The following is a 14,404-nucleotide window of genomic DNA, read 5'->3' on the forward strand; positions in this document are numbered from 1 at the left end:
GATGGCGAAGAAACAAAGTATACTATCACCGATTGTCCGTATTACTTTTACATTTTTAGTGTTGTGCGGACTTGTATATCCGCTTATTGTTACTGGTATTGCACAAGCAGTAATGAAGGAGAATGCGGATGGAAGTCTAATATATAATGATAAAAATGAAGTGATTGGTTCTAAGTTAATTGGCCAAAATTTCACAGATCCACGTTATTTTCATGGGCGTGTCTCTAGTATTGAATATAAAGCAGAAGCATCTGGTTCAAATAACTATGCACCGTCTAATCCAGATTTAGAGAAACGAGTAGAGAAAAGTATGGAAGACTGGAAGAAACAAAACCGGGCTGTTCCAGTTACAGAAGTGCCGATCGATTTAGTGACAAATTCAGGTTCAGGGCTTGATCCTGACATTAGTCCGAAGGCAGCTTCCGTACAGGTAGAGCGCATTTCGAAATTAACGAAAATCCCGAAAGAAACGCTAGATCAATTGATTAAAAATCAAACGGAAGGTGCTGCACTTGGTTTATTTGGAGAAGATCGTGTGAACGTCTTAAAGTTAAATGTAGAATTACAGAAACTAATGAAATAGTAACAGTGCTACCTCAATCTAACGGATTGAGGTAGCGTTGTTTTGAAAGAAAGGTTGTGAGTGTTTTGTATGCGGATGACTATAAACCAACTTTTCAAAGGCGAACACCAGAAGAGTATTTAGAATATATTCGTCAGCAAAATCGAGGAAAGTTAAAGCTATATGTAGGAGCGGCTCCAGGAGTAGGGAAAAGTTATAAAATGCTATTTGATGCAAGAGAAATGCAAAAAGATGGTATGGATATTGTAATTGGTTTAATTGAAACACACGGGAGAAAAGAAACGGAAGACGCAATTGCTGATTTAGAAAAAGTTCCTTTAAAAGAAATTGATTATAAAGGGAAAGTATTTTATGAACTCGATGTGGAAGGAATTATAAAACGTGCACCACAAATTGTTGTTGTGGATGAACTTGCGCATAGTAATATTCCCGGGTCGAAAAATAAGAAACGTTATATGGATGTACAGGAATTGCTAGATGCTGGTATATCTGTATTATCAGCGTTTAATATTCAACATTTAGAAAGCGTTCATGATATTGTAGCTCAAATTACGAATGTTAAAGTGCGAGAACGTATTCCAGATTTTATTTTGCAAAAAGCAAATGAAATTCAGCTTGTTGATGCAACGCCGGAAGTATTAAGGAAGAGATTAATAGACGGGAAGATATATAAGGAAGAAAAAATAGAGCAAAGCTTACAAAACTTCTTTACGCTTAATAATTTAGGAGCACTAAGGGAATTATCGCTTCGTGAAGTTGCAGATGATATGGATGAGAAAATTAGCCAAACCGTTATAGAACCGATTGGTGTGAAAGAAAAAATTCTTGTTTGTGTACAATACAGTTCAACAGCAGAGAAATTAATAAGACGGGGATGGCGCATGGCGGATCGGTTAAACGCTGAATTGTATGTATTAAATGTTGAAAGAGAAAATATAGAGTCCCTTTCAGCAGGGAAAAAGCAAACGATTGAAGAGTGGAAGTTGCTAACGAATCAATTTGATGCGAGTTTTGTTTTAGAAGAGGCAAAAGGAAGAAAGCCAGCGGATGTTATTATTGAAGTCGCGAAAAGACTACAAGTAACACAAATTTTACTCGGACAATCGGCAAGAACACGTTGGGAAGAAATACGAAAAGGTTCAATTGTAAATGAAATTATGAGAGAAACGAAGTATATTGATATTCATATCGTTGCAGATCAAAGAGTTTAGAATAGAGACCATCTATAGGTCTCTATTTTGCTTTTTGTACAGCCTGAAAACATATCATTTTCATTGCGCATAAAATGATAAATAGAAATGTAATTGCACCTAGGAAGAAAATCCAAAAGTAATTTTGATTAAATACAAGAAATCCACCTACAAGTGGCCCTGTGCCCATACCGAGATAGCGGATGAAGTTGTACATACCGATGGCTGTTGCGCGTTCTTGTACGAATTCTTCCGTTAATAAAGTAGTGTGAGTTGGCATAGAAAGTCCCATGCTAAAACCGTATAAAGAGGTGCCGATAATGATGAATGGGATGTTGATGCTATATGTGAAAGAGAATAAAGTGACACATATAATATTGAAGAAACTAGTAGTGAATAAAGCTTGCTTTGTCGTGAGGCGTTTTTGCAAAAACTTGTAGCAATAACTTCCTAACATGATGGAAAGGGACATTGGTACAAATATAAGACCAATTTTACTTATAGTTAAGTGAAATAAATTTGTTAAAATACTCGGTAAAAAAACGAGGAAGCAAAAGTAAATACAAAATTGAATGAAGCCAATAAGAGTAATAGAAAATCCAGTTTTATTTTTTAAGATAAACCAGTACTTCTTTTTTGCTTGCGGTTGCTTAATTACAGTTGGTTTTGTTTCTGGAAGTAGTGAAATGTTTATAATTAATAAGAGAATGCCAAGTGTAGATAAAAACAGAAATACGGATACGTGGCCATTTATACTGCCGAGATAACCACCAATGAGAGGGCCAATCGCAGGTGCGAGAGCAAGTAACATTTGATAAAGGCTCATTGCTTCTCCGCGTTCTTTTCCTTCAAATAAATCGCCTATAATTGTTGCTGCGACTACAGGTATAGCCGCTATTCCTATAGCTTGAACAGTTCTAAAAAATAGAAATAAATAAATGTTCGCCGAAAAAGCACATCCGATTGAACCAATTGTACTAATGATTAAACTAGGGATAAGGATAGATTTTCTCCCTTTTGTATCAATTAAAGGTCCATATATGAGCTGCATAATTGCAAGAACGAATGTGAAAAGTGAAACTGTTAAATTTATAAGATAAAGAGAAGTGTGAAAAGAATCTTGAATCATAGGCAAAATAGGTGTGTAAATATTTTGAGCGAAGGAACCGAGTAAGGCACTCATACAGACAACATATAAAATGAAATTTAGTTTGGATTTTTTCATCATGTTAACCTCCTTATAATTTAGTTTCCTCGGAAACTAAATTCATTTTAACATAATTTTCTCACTTGTAAATATGAAAAAATGATTTTAAAATGGTATATAGTTAAATTGTTTCTTTGGAAACCTAGGGGGCGAACGGATTGGAACGTACAATGAAACAAGTGGAAATACTTTCGGACATTCGTACACTTTTGCATAAAAAAGAAGAACATTTGAAAGGGCAAAATGAGAAGTTTCTTCGTGAAACAGGTATAAATGGTATGTCTTTATCTGAACTACATGTGATCGAGTGTATCGGAAAAAATGCTTTGATGAATGTAACTGCTATTACGACAGAAATGGGAATGACGAAGGGGGCAATCTCTAAAATTTGTACAAAGTTGTTTCAAAAGCAATTCGTTGAGAAGATGCAAATGTTAGATAATCAAAAAGAAATTTTCTTCCGCTTAACGGAAAGCGGAAATGAAATATATAAAGCTCATGATAAATTGCATAAACAAGCTGAAGAAAAGTGGCTGTTACTTTTAGATGGATATACGAAAGAAGAGCAAGATTTTATTCAAAGGTTTATAAAGGATGTCTCCGGTCATTTGGAAATATAATTGGAAGAAAAAACTCCTTCATTTCAAGACTTTTGAATATAATTTCTAAAAGAACTCATATATAATAGAAAAAGATACTTAACATGGTGAATAATTAAAGAGTCAATATATAAAGAGGAGAGAATAACATGCTTGAAAATACGGGGTTAGTATTAGAAGGCGGCGGTATGCGTGGTGTATATACGGGTGGGATATTAGAATACTTTATGGAACAAGATTTATATTTTCCATATGTAATCGGTGTATCAGCTGGTGCTTGTCATGCAGCGTCGTATCTTTCCAGACAAAGAAATAGAAATAAAACGGTCAATATTGATTATGCATCACACCCACAATATTTATCATATAAAAACTTATGGAGAAAACGTCAGCTATTTGATATGGATTTCATTTTTCATGAGATTCCAGAAAAGCATGTACCGTTTGATTTTGAAACATACTTTAATAGCCCAGAGCGTTTCCTTGTAGGGACGACGGATTGTGAAACAGGAAGGTCTATTTATTTTGAAAAAGAAGGAACGAATGATGATGCACTAAATTTATTACAAGCATCTAGTTCATTACCTTTCATTGCACCAGTAGTAAATTACCGAGGTAAGCAATTGTTAGATGGCGGGATTTCTGATCCGATTCCAGTTCGTAAAGCACAGGAAGATGGGTTTGAAAAGTCAGTCGTTATCTTGACGAGAAACCATGGTTATGCGAAGAAAAAATCAAAATTTGGCTGGATTGCATCGAAAGCTTATAAAAAATATCCGAACCTTGTTAACACGATGTTGAATCGTTATGAAGTGTATAATGAAACACTTCACTACATTGAAAAAGAAGAACAAGCTGGGAATTTATTTGTTATTCGTCCGGAAGTGCCGCTTCAAGTAGATCGTATGGAAAAAGATACAGCAAAACTACAAAATCTATATGAGCAAGGCTATGAAGATGCAAAGAGACAGTTTGCAGATTTACAGTCGTTTTTACAAAAATAAGTATGAGGCTGTGGAGAAGATTTTCTCCGCAGCCTTTTTATATTGCTGCTTATACGTTACTTTTTAAAAATGTATTAATGTTTAAGTGTTTAAAGAGTTTGTAAAACATCGGGTTTCTTATTGAGGAGAATTTATTTGAAGGATATTATGATGATGTAGCGCTACTAAACTATTAAATTTATGAGGTGATTGTTAATGAAAGGAAAAGTTTTTTCAATTACGACTTTAGTAATATTAGCAACATCAATCTCAACAAGTGCATTCTATCCAACTCTAAGCGGTCACAAAAGCGGTAACCTACTATCCTACAGAGCTCAAACTACTATGAATCAAAATGCATCTCGTTGTTCAGTAGCAATTTCTTTTATTAAATCAAATGGAAATAATTCATATATTGAAAGCGCTTCAGACAAATTAGGATCCCATGAATCTGGAAGAGCATTAAACGCAACTGTGAGTAATGGTGCATATAACGCCTTTGGTGCAAAAGGACTATACTCTGAGCATTATGCTAATGAGAATAATGACTATCAAGAAGATACACACAAAGGTACTTTTGATAGTAATGGTAACTTACGATTACAGTGGTAAAAAGCATTAAACAGTTGTCTTTATAAATATTTGGATAAGGAGAAGGGGATGTTTATCATCTCCTTCTTATCTAAAAGGAGCAGAGACATGTATTTAGCTTTTAAAAATATAAAAAACAATAAACTGTTTTCAGTCATTCTTCTTATGGCATTTTTTATTTCTTTTCTTTCTATATCAATAGCCGCACTTTTAACAGAGTCTAAACGAAACTTTATATCTGCTTTTCAAATCGGTTTTCCAGAGAAGAATCAAATTTTAACTGTTCCGATAGCGAATGCAACTGAATTGGAAGAGGTAATTCCTTTCATACAAGATACTTTTGTTAGAAGTGATATTTACGTAGAGCATTTAAAAGCATTAAATAGTTCAGGGGCAACAAAGATCATAGCTGTGAACCTAAAAGATGATTATTATTGGAAGCCATATATTTCTGAAGGACAATATTTTCATCGTGAAAATGTAAGCGATATGGTTGTTGGCGATCAAACGAATGTAGAGGAGTTATATGAATTTGATGATACATATAAAAAAATAGGAACTATATCGAGAAAAGACAGTGACGTCGGTGTAGCAGGCATATACGTTCCACTTCAAAACTTACCTACTATATCTAAAAAAGGTATTATCGCGAGTAAACAATTACAATTAACAGTTGTTAATCCTACATCATCTATTCATAAAGAAATAAAAAAGTTTATGGATAGGAGTAAAGAAGTGCTTTCGGGAGATGTTCAAATACTGAATGAACGAGATCTTCAGGAACTACATGTGACACATATAGATTCAGCAAATAAGTATTATTATAAATTCATTCTTGTTGCAATTGTTTCTGGCATTTCTGCGGTTTTATTTTGGATTTATAAAAAAGAAAGAGAGATTTCATTAAAAAAAGCAGTAGGTGCTTCTAATATATCTATTTACTGCGAACTATATATTCAAATTTTGTTTATTTCTCTAGCAGCGATGTTCTTAGTTTTTATTACGTTAGAAATATTTTCGGGAACAATTCATACTTATTTTGAGACATACTTAGTAAAACCGTTAACACTATATGTATTGATATGCAATGTTGTTTTTATAATTTTTCTTACAATTTTTGTTACTGTAATTCCAATCAAGCACATTATAAATATATATCCCGGAAAACACTTAAGAACGTAGGAGGTCTTCATGTTTTTTATATTTGATTCTATACGGTCTGTGAAAAAACGGTTGTTACCAAGTTTGATTATAGTAATTTCTTTAATTATTGCATTTTCTTCAGCAATAGAATTTGTTAGTAATCTTTCGGGATATCGAAAAATGATGACGGTAGCAAATAATTTATCGACGCATAAAAATTTCTATGAACTTTATGCGACGCAAGATATAACATTGTTTAGCGAAGAAAAAGCGAAAAGTGATTATCAACATTTCATTCAAGGGTTATCGAATACGATACCAATAACAAATAAAACTAATTATCTGTTCCGTAACTATTCACTTAGTTTAAAAAAAGAAAATGGAACGATAAAGACTCTTATTGTTGATAAAGATATTAATAAATACTTTCATATACGAATTTCACAAGGAAGATATTTTGAGGAATCGGAATTTCATAAATCAGTATTTGATAGTAGACCTGTTATATTAGGGGCTAATTATAGAGGAAAGGCATCTATTGGTGATATCATACCATCTGGAAAAATGAAACTAAAAGTAATTGGCTTTTTAGAAAAAAATTCAGCATTTACATATCCTCGAAGCGGTGAAATATCAGATAATCGTATTACATTATTAGATGACATGGCGATTTTACCAATTGGAACAGAAGAAATAGAGTTCTATAGTGTAGACCTTTTATACAATGGGTTAATTATAGAAACAAATGAGAAGATAAATATAAATGAATTTCAAAAGAAAGTATTAAAGGTAACAGAAGGTAAGGGGTATTCGTATTATGTTACAAATCCGGATAAATTATTAGAAAATGAAAAGCAAGGTAGTGATAATATGTCATATCCCTTATTATTAAGCGGTACAGTCTTATCTTTTTCATTTATATCTATTTTATTAACATCAATGGCCACGCTTTATATGGAACGTAAAAATATTTCTATTAAATCAGCATTAGGAGCAAGTACTTTTCAACTATGTCTTCCGTTTGTTATTGAGTATATGTTGTTATTCGTTTTATCTATATGTATAGGAATTATGTATTTCCAATGGGAGAATAGCGGAGTAATTGAAATTCAGAAAGGGCTAGAAAATAGTATGTTATCTTTCTTTGGAACGTTAAAAGTCTCTATAGAATCATTGGTTGTTATAGGTACTTTATCACTTGTAATGATCCTCGTTATATATGCAATCATTTATTTCAATGTACTAAAAATAAAAAATACATATATGAAAGAGGTGTTATAGATGATTCAGCTCGCAAATGTGGCTAAGGGATACGGAAAGAGTAATTTTAGTGCTTTAAAAGATATTAATCTTACAATAGAAAAAGGCGAAATGATAGCCATTATGGGACCATCTGGTTCAGGGAAATCAACCTTACTTAATATTATTGGCTTAATTGATAACCCCTCTACTGGAAAGTATTTTTTAGATGGCATGGATACGAGTACATTAAAGTCAAACTATCATAAGTATAGAAATAAGGAAGTTGGATTTGTGTTTCAAAACTTTTCGCTATTAGATGATTATACAGTTATTGAAAATGTAATGCTCCCGCTTATATATAGAAAAATTTCTCATAAGAAACGTATACAAATATCAAAAGAAATGCTTGAGATGGTAGGGCTGGAGAGACATATTAATAAGTATCCCCACGAATTATCTGGAGGAGAACAGCAAAGGACAGCGATAGCGAGGGCATTAGCACAAGATACAAAAATTATACTTGCTGATGAACCGACTGGTGCTCTCGATCAAGAAAACGGAGAAAAAATTATGAGCATTTTAAAAGAGGTTCATAAACAAGGAAAAACGGTGCTAGTTGTTACACATGATCAAAAGGTAGCTGCATACTGCCAGAGGACAATATGTTTGCTTGATGGATATGTGGTGTAATATGGATAAAAGTATGTGGAGTGGTGATACAGATGGAAAATGTATATAAAGAGCTTAGACATACTGGATTTACTATGTTGCTTATTTTTGGCGGTGTATTTTTACTGTGCTGGTTCATTCATGATGAAATGCTATTGGATCAGCTTATTGGGTTGAGTGTAGGGATGGTAATGGTTATTTCATCAATTTTCATTCAAAAGTACAGTAAAGAATTACAAGTAAATGAGAAGTGTTAAAAGTAATTCGTATGATTGTTATAGAAGGAAAGTAGAGCATCTAATTTCGATGCTCTACTTTCCTTCTATAAATAAAAAATCCCTCTGTATGAGGGATTTTAATGTGGTAAGAAAATCAATTGATAAGCGAACAAGATTCCGAATACATACACAAGTGGGTGAACAGAACGGAATTTACCTTTTGCCACTTTCATAAGTGGGTATGAAATAAATCCAAGTGCGATACCTGTTGCGATACTTGATGTAAGTGGCATGCTTAAGATTACTAAGAATGCTGGGAATGCTTCATCAAATGCGTCCCAATCGATGTGGCGAACTGATCCCATCATAAGACTACCAACGATAATTAATGATGGTGCAGTAATAGCTGATACACCAGAAACGGCACTTACTAATGGTCCGAAGAATGCTGCTAGTGCAAATAGAACAGCTACTGTAACAGTTGTTAAACCAGTACGACCACCAGCTGCAACACCAGCAGATGATTCAATGTAAGCTGTTGATGGTGTTGTTCCGAACATAGAACCGATTGTTGCTGAGAATGAGTCAGATAGAAGAGCTCGTCCAGCTTTTGGAAGCTTTCCATCTTTCATAAATCCACCTTGTTGAGCAACGCCAAGTAATGTACCTGTTGTATCGAATAATGTAACAAGGAAGAATGAAAATACAACGCCGTACAATCCGTAGTTAATTACATCAGAAACAGCAGTAATTGGATTAGAAACGATAATTCCTTCTGGTAATCCAGGCATTGATGTAACACCGTTTGAGAATGTTAATTGTCCTGTGAAGTAAGCGATAATACCAGTTAATAGCATTCCGATAAATAGTGCACCATTTACATTTAAAGACATAAGGACAATTGTAATTCCAAGTCCAGCTAATGCTAGTAGTACTGGAGCAGAGTGAAGATCACCAAGTCCAACTAAGTTTGCTTCATTTTTTGTAACGATACCTGTTAAACGTAAACCGATAAAGGCGATGAAAAGACCGATACCAGCAGTAATTGCATGTTTTAAGTTTTCAGGAATTGCTTCCATTAATTTTGTACGGAAAGATGTGAATGATAACAAAATTAAAATCATACCTGCTACGAATACAGCAGAGAATGCAATTGCGAAAGTCATGCCTTCATGAGCTTTTACAACAGAGTAAGAGAAGTAAGCATTTAATCCCATACCTGGTGCAATTGCGATTGGTAAGTTTGTAAAGATCGCCATAAATAATGTTCCGACAACAGCAGCGATAATTGTTGCTGTAAATGCTTGTTCAAATGGAACTCCTGCATCCCCAAGGATGACAGGGTTTACGACAATGATATATGCCATTGTTAAGAAGGTAATAATACCTGCCATAATTTCAGTTTTAATAGAAGTTTTATGTTTTGAAAGGTTAAACATATAAACATCCTTTCTGTTTACGAATAATTTTCACAACAGTTATATATAATATTCGTTTTTTAACTATTTTGCAATAGTTTTGCATAAAAAGTTTACAACAATTCATATTTTGTGTCTTAAATTCGAATATTAATCGTAAAACGATGTGTGAATTTCAGTTTTTATTGTGCGCATATTATAAGGAAAAGGAGTTGAAAGAAGATATGCCGCAGCAAAAAAACTTTGTAACAATGCCTGCGCAACATCAAAATAAACAGCCTGGTATTGAATCATTAATGAATCCACTTCCGCAGTTTGAAGATCCAAATTATAAAGGAAGTGAAAAGTTAAAAGGAAAAAATATATTAATTACAGGAGGAGACAGTGGGATTGGAAGAGCTGTTTCCATCGCTTTTGCAAAAGAGGGAGCAAATATCGCGATTGCTTATTTAGATGAAGATGGAGATGCAAATGAGACGAAACAACATGTAGAACAAGAAGGGGTAAAGTGTGTGTTGTTGCCGGGTGATTTAAGTAATGAACAGCATTGTAAAGATATTGTAGAAGAGACCGTTCGGCAGCTAGGCAGTTTACATGTTTTAGTAAATAATGTCGCACAACAATATCCACAGCAAGGATTAGAGTATATTACAGCAGAACAGCTAGAAAAGACGTTTCGCATTAATATTTTTTCTTATTTTCACGTTACGAAAGCAGCACTTTCTCATTTAAAGCAAGGGGATGTCATTATAAATACGGCATCTATCGTTGCATATGAAGGAAATGAAACATTAATTGATTATTCCGCAACGAAAGGAGCAATCGTAGCTTTTACAAGATCACTTTCTCAGTCATTAGTGCAAAAAGGGATTCGTGTAAATGGTGTTGCACCGGGACCAATTTGGACGCCACTTATCCCATCGAGTTTTGATGAGAAGAAAGTCTCTCAGTTTGGGAGCAATGTTCCGATGCAAAGACCTGGTCAACCATATGAATTAGCGCCAGCATACGTATACTTAGCGTCTGGGGATTCATCCTATGTTACCGGGCAAATGATACATGTAAATGGAGGCGTTATTGTAAATGGATAGTTTTCATTGATAAGAGCAAAGTAAAGTTAATTCCAATTATTATATTGAGCGCTAGGGGAGGGATATAGATGAAAAAGTTATGTTTCGTCATACTATTATTTTTCATCCTACCGGTTAGTGCTTTTGCTGATACAGATCATTTAATATTAGTGAATCTTACGACAAACCAATTATCTTTTTTTGAAAATGGAAATTATACAAAGACATTCCCCGTAACAACTGGAAGAGACCGTACACCTACGCCTGAAGGTAATTTTTGTATTATAACTAAATTTAAAAATAAAGAATACCATCGAAAAAAAATAGCTGGGGGTGCACCGAATAATCCTCTCGGTACGCGTTGGTTAGGTTTGGATAAGAAGGAGTATGCCATTCATGGAACGAATCGGGAATGGACGATTGGAAGCCGCGAATCGAATGGCTGTATTCGCATGCATGACAGGGATATACAGTGGTTATATGATCGAGTCCAGTTACAAACAAAAGTAATCATTTCCCGTTTTCATACGAGCCCCGAATATGAAGCGAATAAGCTTGGTTACCGTGTTGTAAGTTGGAATGGTCGTAAAGTGGAAGAAGAGCAAATTGGCGTGCTTACGTTAGTAGACCGTGCCGATATATATTGGCAAGAACCAAATGGACAGTTAACGAAAGTGAAAACGTTATTGCCAAACGAAAGATATGCAGTGTATTCAAAACGAAAAGATGGAATATATTATATAGGAAACAATTTGTATATTGTGGATGAAACAGGAGAAAAAATTCGTTATGAGCAAATTCCTACTTCGACTTTAAGTAATATATATAAACGGAAATATAATATTCCGTAATAAGCTACCGTATTATAGACGGTAGCTTATTTCTACTTTGAGTTTAACTGCAACTATTGTATTTTGCTGAATATAATACAGTACAGATAGGGGGGCGGTTACATTATGAAAAGTGAATTTGCTTTTAAAATTTTCTTAGTAACGACCTGTTTATTTATCGTGTATTTGTATGCGTTTCTCGTTTTTTCTTTTTATGTTCCATATGTTGATTTAATATTGTTCTTCGGATTTATTTGGGCATTTGTGAAAGCAAGAGAAGGAGAGAAGAGTATATATCGGCGCATTACCTTATGTGGGACAGTTGTTCTCGTTATTTTGTACTTTTTTATGATGCATGATTTTTGGAGAGGAATGTAAAAAAGCACACGAGTAATCGTATGCTTTTTTTATTTAATATTTTGGCTTAAATGTATGACAACAAGTTTCTACACTTGTGGTTACAGAACTTTCTAGCGTCTCGTTTGTTAAAACCGCGCCTGTATACGAATCATTTGCATTTGAACCAGCCTCTTGAGCATCTGGTTGAACAACGATTGCACTTGCTTGACAAAAGTTACCTTGTCCCCAAAATGAGCAATTGGAAACAGAACATTTCACTTCTGGCATAAAACCCCCTCCTTATACATTAGTTTGGGATTTTACGCCCATTTCATGTGTAGAAGGAGTTTCCTTTTCTCGTTATTTTTTCGTTTGCTCAAGCCATTCTTTTAATTTGTCTTCCGGTTGTTCACCACTAATACGGCTTACTTCTTTGCCATCTTTAAAGTGAATGATTGTTGGAGTCCCTTTAATTTTATATTCATCCCAAGGAACATCTAGTTTTTCAATATCCATAACTTTCATATCAACGTTCAAGTCTTTAGCCATTGGTACTACGACAGGAGATAGCTTTTGACAATGAACGCAAGATGTTTGATAAAAGTATACTGTTTCTTCTTTTTTCTCTTTTAAATTCTTTTGAAGATCTGAAAGAGAGATTTTGTTTGTATAGTAGTCAGGGCCATTTGTCTTACTTTCAGTAGCATTATCAATTTTTTGGCTAGTAGCATTTTTTTCTTCCATTTGTGTGACAGCGAAAATTGCTGCAAACAGAGCGATAATAATACCACCAAATATAAGCATTTTTTTCATTGTTTCATCTCCTTATTTGTTTTTTATTACAATAAAACTACATACAGCGATTGTAATAAAGCCGATAAGTGCTAAAAACGGGATTGTAATAAAACCAAACCAGTTTATGAATTCTCCGGTGCAAGGTACACGGCCGCAAGCTGCCCCAGCAGCTGAAAATGCTGCGACTTTTTGAATTGCATAGTGATATAAAGAAATACAAGCACCGATACTTGCAATTGGTAAAGAATAACTTGCGATGCGATAATCTTTCTTTGCTACAGCGATACCAAGCCATAAAACGAATGGATACATAAAAATACGTTGATACCAACAAAGTACACAAGGCTCAAATTTCATGATTTCGGAAAAATAAAGACTTCCTAGTGTAGCGACAAAAGAAGCTCCCCATGCGGTAAGTAAAGCATATTCTTGCTTTTTTTCTCGTCCCATATTTTATACCTCTCTTATAATAGTTACATACTAAATTATAGTATGAAGTAGCACAGAAAAGAAAGAAAAAATATGTTTATCAATAAAAGTTTTATAAGAGGAAACTTTTATTGATATCAATATTTAAAAAAGCGCCATTCTCCTGAAGAGAATAGCGCTATATTTTACATTTGAATTTGTTCTACTTCTTCTATATGTGACTTTTGGGATGCATGGTCAATATATTGAAATAGGAGCTGCAATTGTTTATCAACTTCTGGCATTTCTTTACTGTATTGATAAGCGTGTAAAAAATGTTCAATACGCTTAGAAAATAGTTGATCGTTCGTTTGAACCATAAGAACGAGTAATTTATCCCAATTACAGCTATATGTGTAATAGAGAGCTTTGTCATAGTCGTTATATGTTTGCACTGTGTACCCTCCTTACTGAGGAGTTATATATAGTGTGTGACAAGTAAGGAGAAATACACTTGAAAGAATTTGTTAAGAAAAAAAGTGAATGAAACGAAAAAACGAGGTGTATCCTCGTTTTTAAGCTTTTGGCATTGGCGTAGGTGTTGGTTTTCCGTATCCTTCTTTATACTTATTGTCAATATAGTTGCGAATTTCCAGCGTTGATTTTCCTTTTTCTTTCATGGAAGCAGATTCAACTGCGATTTCTAGGCAATTGACGCAAGTCGTTGCATGGGAATCCCAAACAACTTCACCATTCTTTTTAATTTCACGAATAAAGCAATTTTTATTATTTTTATGTCCTACACTTTCACCGCAACCGCAGTAACATGGAATCCAATCTAATAACTCTGCATTTTGTCCAGCGACAGTGTAGATATCTTTCATTTGTGGATCAAGCTTGTCTAGGAAGGTAGGAAGTGTGTCGACTCCTTTTGTTTTTTCTTGAATGTCAGCTTGTTGAGTATGCGATGCGTGGTCATGCTCTTCTTTTGATTCAGGTGATTTTTTTTCATTTGTACCAGTAGCTCCGCATCCAACAAGAATTAAACTCAGTACTGCAAGTAAAGAAAATACATATTTCTTCATACGCTTGTCCCCTTTACAAATGTATTAATCAAAT

The 14,404-nt window shown here is 34.1% G+C and carries 19 protein-coding genes; 12 read left to right on the forward strand and 7 right to left on the reverse strand.

Going from position 1 to position 14,404, the window contains the following annotated elements; translation table 11 throughout:
* The first annotated feature begins 1 nt into the window (after window position 1).
* Both kdpC and kdpDN read left to right on the forward strand, forming a co-directional pair.
* Window positions 2–583, forward strand: a complete 582-nt coding sequence (gene kdpC / locus JDS82_RS17540; RefSeq protein ID WP_048567162.1) for a K(+)-transporting ATPase subunit C — start codon at window positions 2–4, stop codon at window positions 581–583.
* A 56-nt stretch (window positions 584–639) separates the two neighbouring features.
* Complete coding sequence (kdpDN, locus tag JDS82_RS17545; RefSeq protein WP_199713641.1) at window positions 640–1,794, forward strand: KdpD-like non-kinase potassium sensor; 1,155 nt, start codon at window positions 640–642, stop codon at window positions 1,792–1,794.
* A gap of 22 nt (window positions 1,795–1,816) precedes the next feature.
* On the opposite strand, the gene JDS82_RS17550 is transcribed toward kdpDN, so the two are convergent.
* Window positions 1,817–2,998, reverse strand: coding sequence for an MFS transporter (locus JDS82_RS17550; RefSeq protein ID WP_061672602.1), 1,182 nt, complete (start codon window positions 2,996–2,998; stop codon window positions 1,817–1,819).
* Between the two features lie 152 nt (window positions 2,999–3,150).
* On the opposite strand from JDS82_RS17550, the gene JDS82_RS17555 reads away from it, so the two are divergent.
* The 7 genes from JDS82_RS17555 to JDS82_RS17585 all read left to right on the forward strand — a co-directional run bounded on the left by JDS82_RS17555 (window position 3,151) and on the right by JDS82_RS17585 (window position 8,464).
* On the forward strand, window positions 3,151–3,600 hold the full coding sequence (locus tag JDS82_RS17555; RefSeq protein ID WP_370512824.1) for a MarR family transcriptional regulator: 450 nt from the start codon (window positions 3,151–3,153) through the stop codon (window positions 3,598–3,600).
* A gap of 128 nt (window positions 3,601–3,728) precedes the next feature.
* Window positions 3,729–4,583 carry a patatin-like phospholipase family protein gene (locus tag JDS82_RS17560; protein ID WP_000892701.1) on the forward strand — a complete coding sequence of 285 codons (855 nt, stop codon included), beginning with the start codon at window positions 3,729–3,731 and terminating at the stop codon, window positions 4,581–4,583.
* 195 nt (window positions 4,584–4,778) lie between these two features.
* Window positions 4,779–5,174: a hypothetical protein gene (locus JDS82_RS17565; RefSeq protein WP_048562505.1), complete on the forward strand. Its 396-nt coding sequence runs from the start codon at window positions 4,779–4,781 to the stop codon at window positions 5,172–5,174.
* Between the two features lie 87 nt (window positions 5,175–5,261).
* The gene (locus JDS82_RS17570; protein WP_000280214.1) at window positions 5,262–6,335 is read left to right on the forward strand and encodes an ABC transporter permease; all 1,074 of its coding nucleotides are present in this window, start codon (window positions 5,262–5,264) and stop codon (window positions 6,333–6,335) included.
* Between the two features lie 9 nt (window positions 6,336–6,344).
* Window positions 6,345–7,577, forward strand: coding sequence for an ABC transporter permease (locus JDS82_RS17575; RefSeq protein ID WP_199713642.1), 1,233 nt, complete (start codon window positions 6,345–6,347; stop codon window positions 7,575–7,577).
* Complete coding sequence (locus JDS82_RS17580; RefSeq protein ID WP_000615291.1) at window positions 7,578–8,228, forward strand: ABC transporter ATP-binding protein; 651 nt, start codon at window positions 7,578–7,580, stop codon at window positions 8,226–8,228. It begins immediately after the preceding gene.
* Window positions 8,229–8,260: 32 nt separating this feature from the next.
* Entirely contained in the window at window positions 8,261–8,464 is a 204-nt protein-coding gene (locus tag JDS82_RS17585) for a hypothetical protein (RefSeq protein ID WP_048562504.1), read from the forward strand.
* 98 nt (window positions 8,465–8,562) lie between these two features.
* Here the strand turns inward: JDS82_RS17585 and JDS82_RS17590 are convergent, their stop codons facing one another.
* Complete coding sequence (locus JDS82_RS17590; RefSeq protein WP_064056194.1) at window positions 8,563–9,864, reverse strand: NCS2 family permease; 1,302 nt, start codon at window positions 9,862–9,864, stop codon at window positions 8,563–8,565.
* Between the two features lie 203 nt (window positions 9,865–10,067).
* On the opposite strand from JDS82_RS17590, the gene JDS82_RS17595 reads away from it, so the two are divergent.
* The 3 genes from JDS82_RS17595 to JDS82_RS17605 all read left to right on the forward strand — a co-directional run bounded on the left by JDS82_RS17595 (window position 10,068) and on the right by JDS82_RS17605 (window position 12,121).
* On the forward strand, window positions 10,068–10,934 hold the full coding sequence (locus JDS82_RS17595; protein ID WP_098058493.1) for an SDR family oxidoreductase: 867 nt from the start codon (window positions 10,068–10,070) through the stop codon (window positions 10,932–10,934).
* 68 nt (window positions 10,935–11,002) lie between these two features.
* The gene (locus JDS82_RS17600; protein ID WP_000732017.1) at window positions 11,003–11,764 is read left to right on the forward strand and encodes a L,D-transpeptidase; all 762 of its coding nucleotides are present in this window, start codon (window positions 11,003–11,005) and stop codon (window positions 11,762–11,764) included.
* A gap of 105 nt (window positions 11,765–11,869) precedes the next feature.
* On the forward strand, window positions 11,870–12,121 hold the full coding sequence (locus JDS82_RS17605) for a hypothetical protein (RefSeq protein ID WP_000834191.1): 252 nt from the start codon (window positions 11,870–11,872) through the stop codon (window positions 12,119–12,121).
* Window positions 12,122–12,154: 33 nt separating this feature from the next.
* Here JDS82_RS17605 and JDS82_RS17610 read toward each other — a convergent pair whose 3' ends face one another.
* The 5 genes from JDS82_RS17610 to JDS82_RS17630 all read right to left on the reverse strand — a co-directional run bounded on the left by JDS82_RS17610 (window position 12,155) and on the right by JDS82_RS17630 (window position 14,370).
* Window positions 12,155–12,370, reverse strand: a complete 216-nt coding sequence (locus JDS82_RS17610) for a DUF1540 domain-containing protein (RefSeq protein WP_001115401.1) — start codon at window positions 12,368–12,370, stop codon at window positions 12,155–12,157.
* Between the two features lie 72 nt (window positions 12,371–12,442).
* Complete coding sequence (locus JDS82_RS17615; RefSeq protein ID WP_000738444.1) at window positions 12,443–12,895, reverse strand: thioredoxin family protein; 453 nt, start codon at window positions 12,893–12,895, stop codon at window positions 12,443–12,445.
* A gap of 12 nt (window positions 12,896–12,907) precedes the next feature.
* On the reverse strand, window positions 12,908–13,327 hold the full coding sequence (locus tag JDS82_RS17620; protein WP_000532271.1) for a disulfide formation protein C: 420 nt from the start codon (window positions 13,325–13,327) through the stop codon (window positions 12,908–12,910).
* 164 nt (window positions 13,328–13,491) lie between these two features.
* A complete protein-coding gene (locus tag JDS82_RS17625) occupies window positions 13,492–13,740 on the reverse strand; it encodes a YhdB family protein (protein WP_001195461.1) in 249 nt (82 codons plus the stop codon).
* Window positions 13,741–13,860: 120 nt separating this feature from the next.
* Complete coding sequence (locus JDS82_RS17630) at window positions 13,861–14,370, reverse strand: PCYCGC domain-containing protein (protein WP_199713643.1); 510 nt, start codon at window positions 14,368–14,370, stop codon at window positions 13,861–13,863.
* Window positions 14,371–14,404 lie beyond the last annotated feature (34 nt).

Source organism: Bacillus cereus group sp. N14, assembly GCF_016483555.1.
GTDB lineage: Bacteria > Bacillota > Bacilli > Bacillales > Bacillaceae_G > Bacillus_A > Bacillus_A wiedmannii.

Excerpts from the sequence above, each read along its gene's own strand:
- kdpC (WP_048567162.1), top strand. The coding sequence starts at position 2 with ATGGCGAAGAAACAAAGTATACTATCACCGATTGTCCGTATTACTTTT.
- JDS82_RS17550 (WP_061672602.1), bottom strand. The coding sequence starts at position 2,998 with ATGAAAAAATCCAAACTAAATTTCATTTTATATGTTGTCTGTATGAGT.
- JDS82_RS17555 (WP_370512824.1), top strand. The coding sequence starts at position 3,151 with ATGAAACAAGTGGAAATACTTTCGGACATTCGTACACTTTTGCATAAA.
- JDS82_RS17560 (WP_000892701.1), top strand. The coding sequence starts at position 3,729 with ATGCTTGAAAATACGGGGTTAGTATTAGAAGGCGGCGGTATGCGTGGT.
- JDS82_RS17565 (WP_048562505.1), top strand. The coding sequence starts at position 4,779 with ATGAAAGGAAAAGTTTTTTCAATTACGACTTTAGTAATATTAGCAACA.
- JDS82_RS17570 (WP_000280214.1), top strand. The coding sequence starts at position 5,262 with ATGTATTTAGCTTTTAAAAATATAAAAAACAATAAACTGTTTTCAGTC.
- JDS82_RS17575 (WP_199713642.1), top strand. The coding sequence starts at position 6,345 with ATGTTTTTTATATTTGATTCTATACGGTCTGTGAAAAAACGGTTGTTA.
- JDS82_RS17580 (WP_000615291.1), top strand. The coding sequence starts at position 7,578 with ATGATTCAGCTCGCAAATGTGGCTAAGGGATACGGAAAGAGTAATTTT.
- JDS82_RS17585 (WP_048562504.1), top strand. The coding sequence starts at position 8,261 with ATGGAAAATGTATATAAAGAGCTTAGACATACTGGATTTACTATGTTG.
- JDS82_RS17590 (WP_064056194.1), bottom strand. The coding sequence starts at position 9,864 with ATGTTTAACCTTTCAAAACATAAAACTTCTATTAAAACTGAAATTATG.
- JDS82_RS17595 (WP_098058493.1), top strand. The coding sequence starts at position 10,068 with ATGCCGCAGCAAAAAAACTTTGTAACAATGCCTGCGCAACATCAAAAT.
- JDS82_RS17600 (WP_000732017.1), top strand. The coding sequence starts at position 11,003 with ATGAAAAAGTTATGTTTCGTCATACTATTATTTTTCATCCTACCGGTT.
- JDS82_RS17605 (WP_000834191.1), top strand. The coding sequence starts at position 11,870 with ATGAAAAGTGAATTTGCTTTTAAAATTTTCTTAGTAACGACCTGTTTA.
- JDS82_RS17610 (WP_001115401.1), bottom strand. The coding sequence starts at position 12,370 with ATGCCAGAAGTGAAATGTTCTGTTTCCAATTGCTCATTTTGGGGACAA.
- JDS82_RS17615 (WP_000738444.1), bottom strand. The coding sequence starts at position 12,895 with ATGAAAAAAATGCTTATATTTGGTGGTATTATTATCGCTCTGTTTGCA.
- JDS82_RS17620 (WP_000532271.1), bottom strand. The coding sequence starts at position 13,327 with ATGGGACGAGAAAAAAAGCAAGAATATGCTTTACTTACCGCATGGGGA.
- JDS82_RS17630 (WP_199713643.1), bottom strand. The coding sequence starts at position 14,370 with ATGAAGAAATATGTATTTTCTTTACTTGCAGTACTGAGTTTAATTCTT.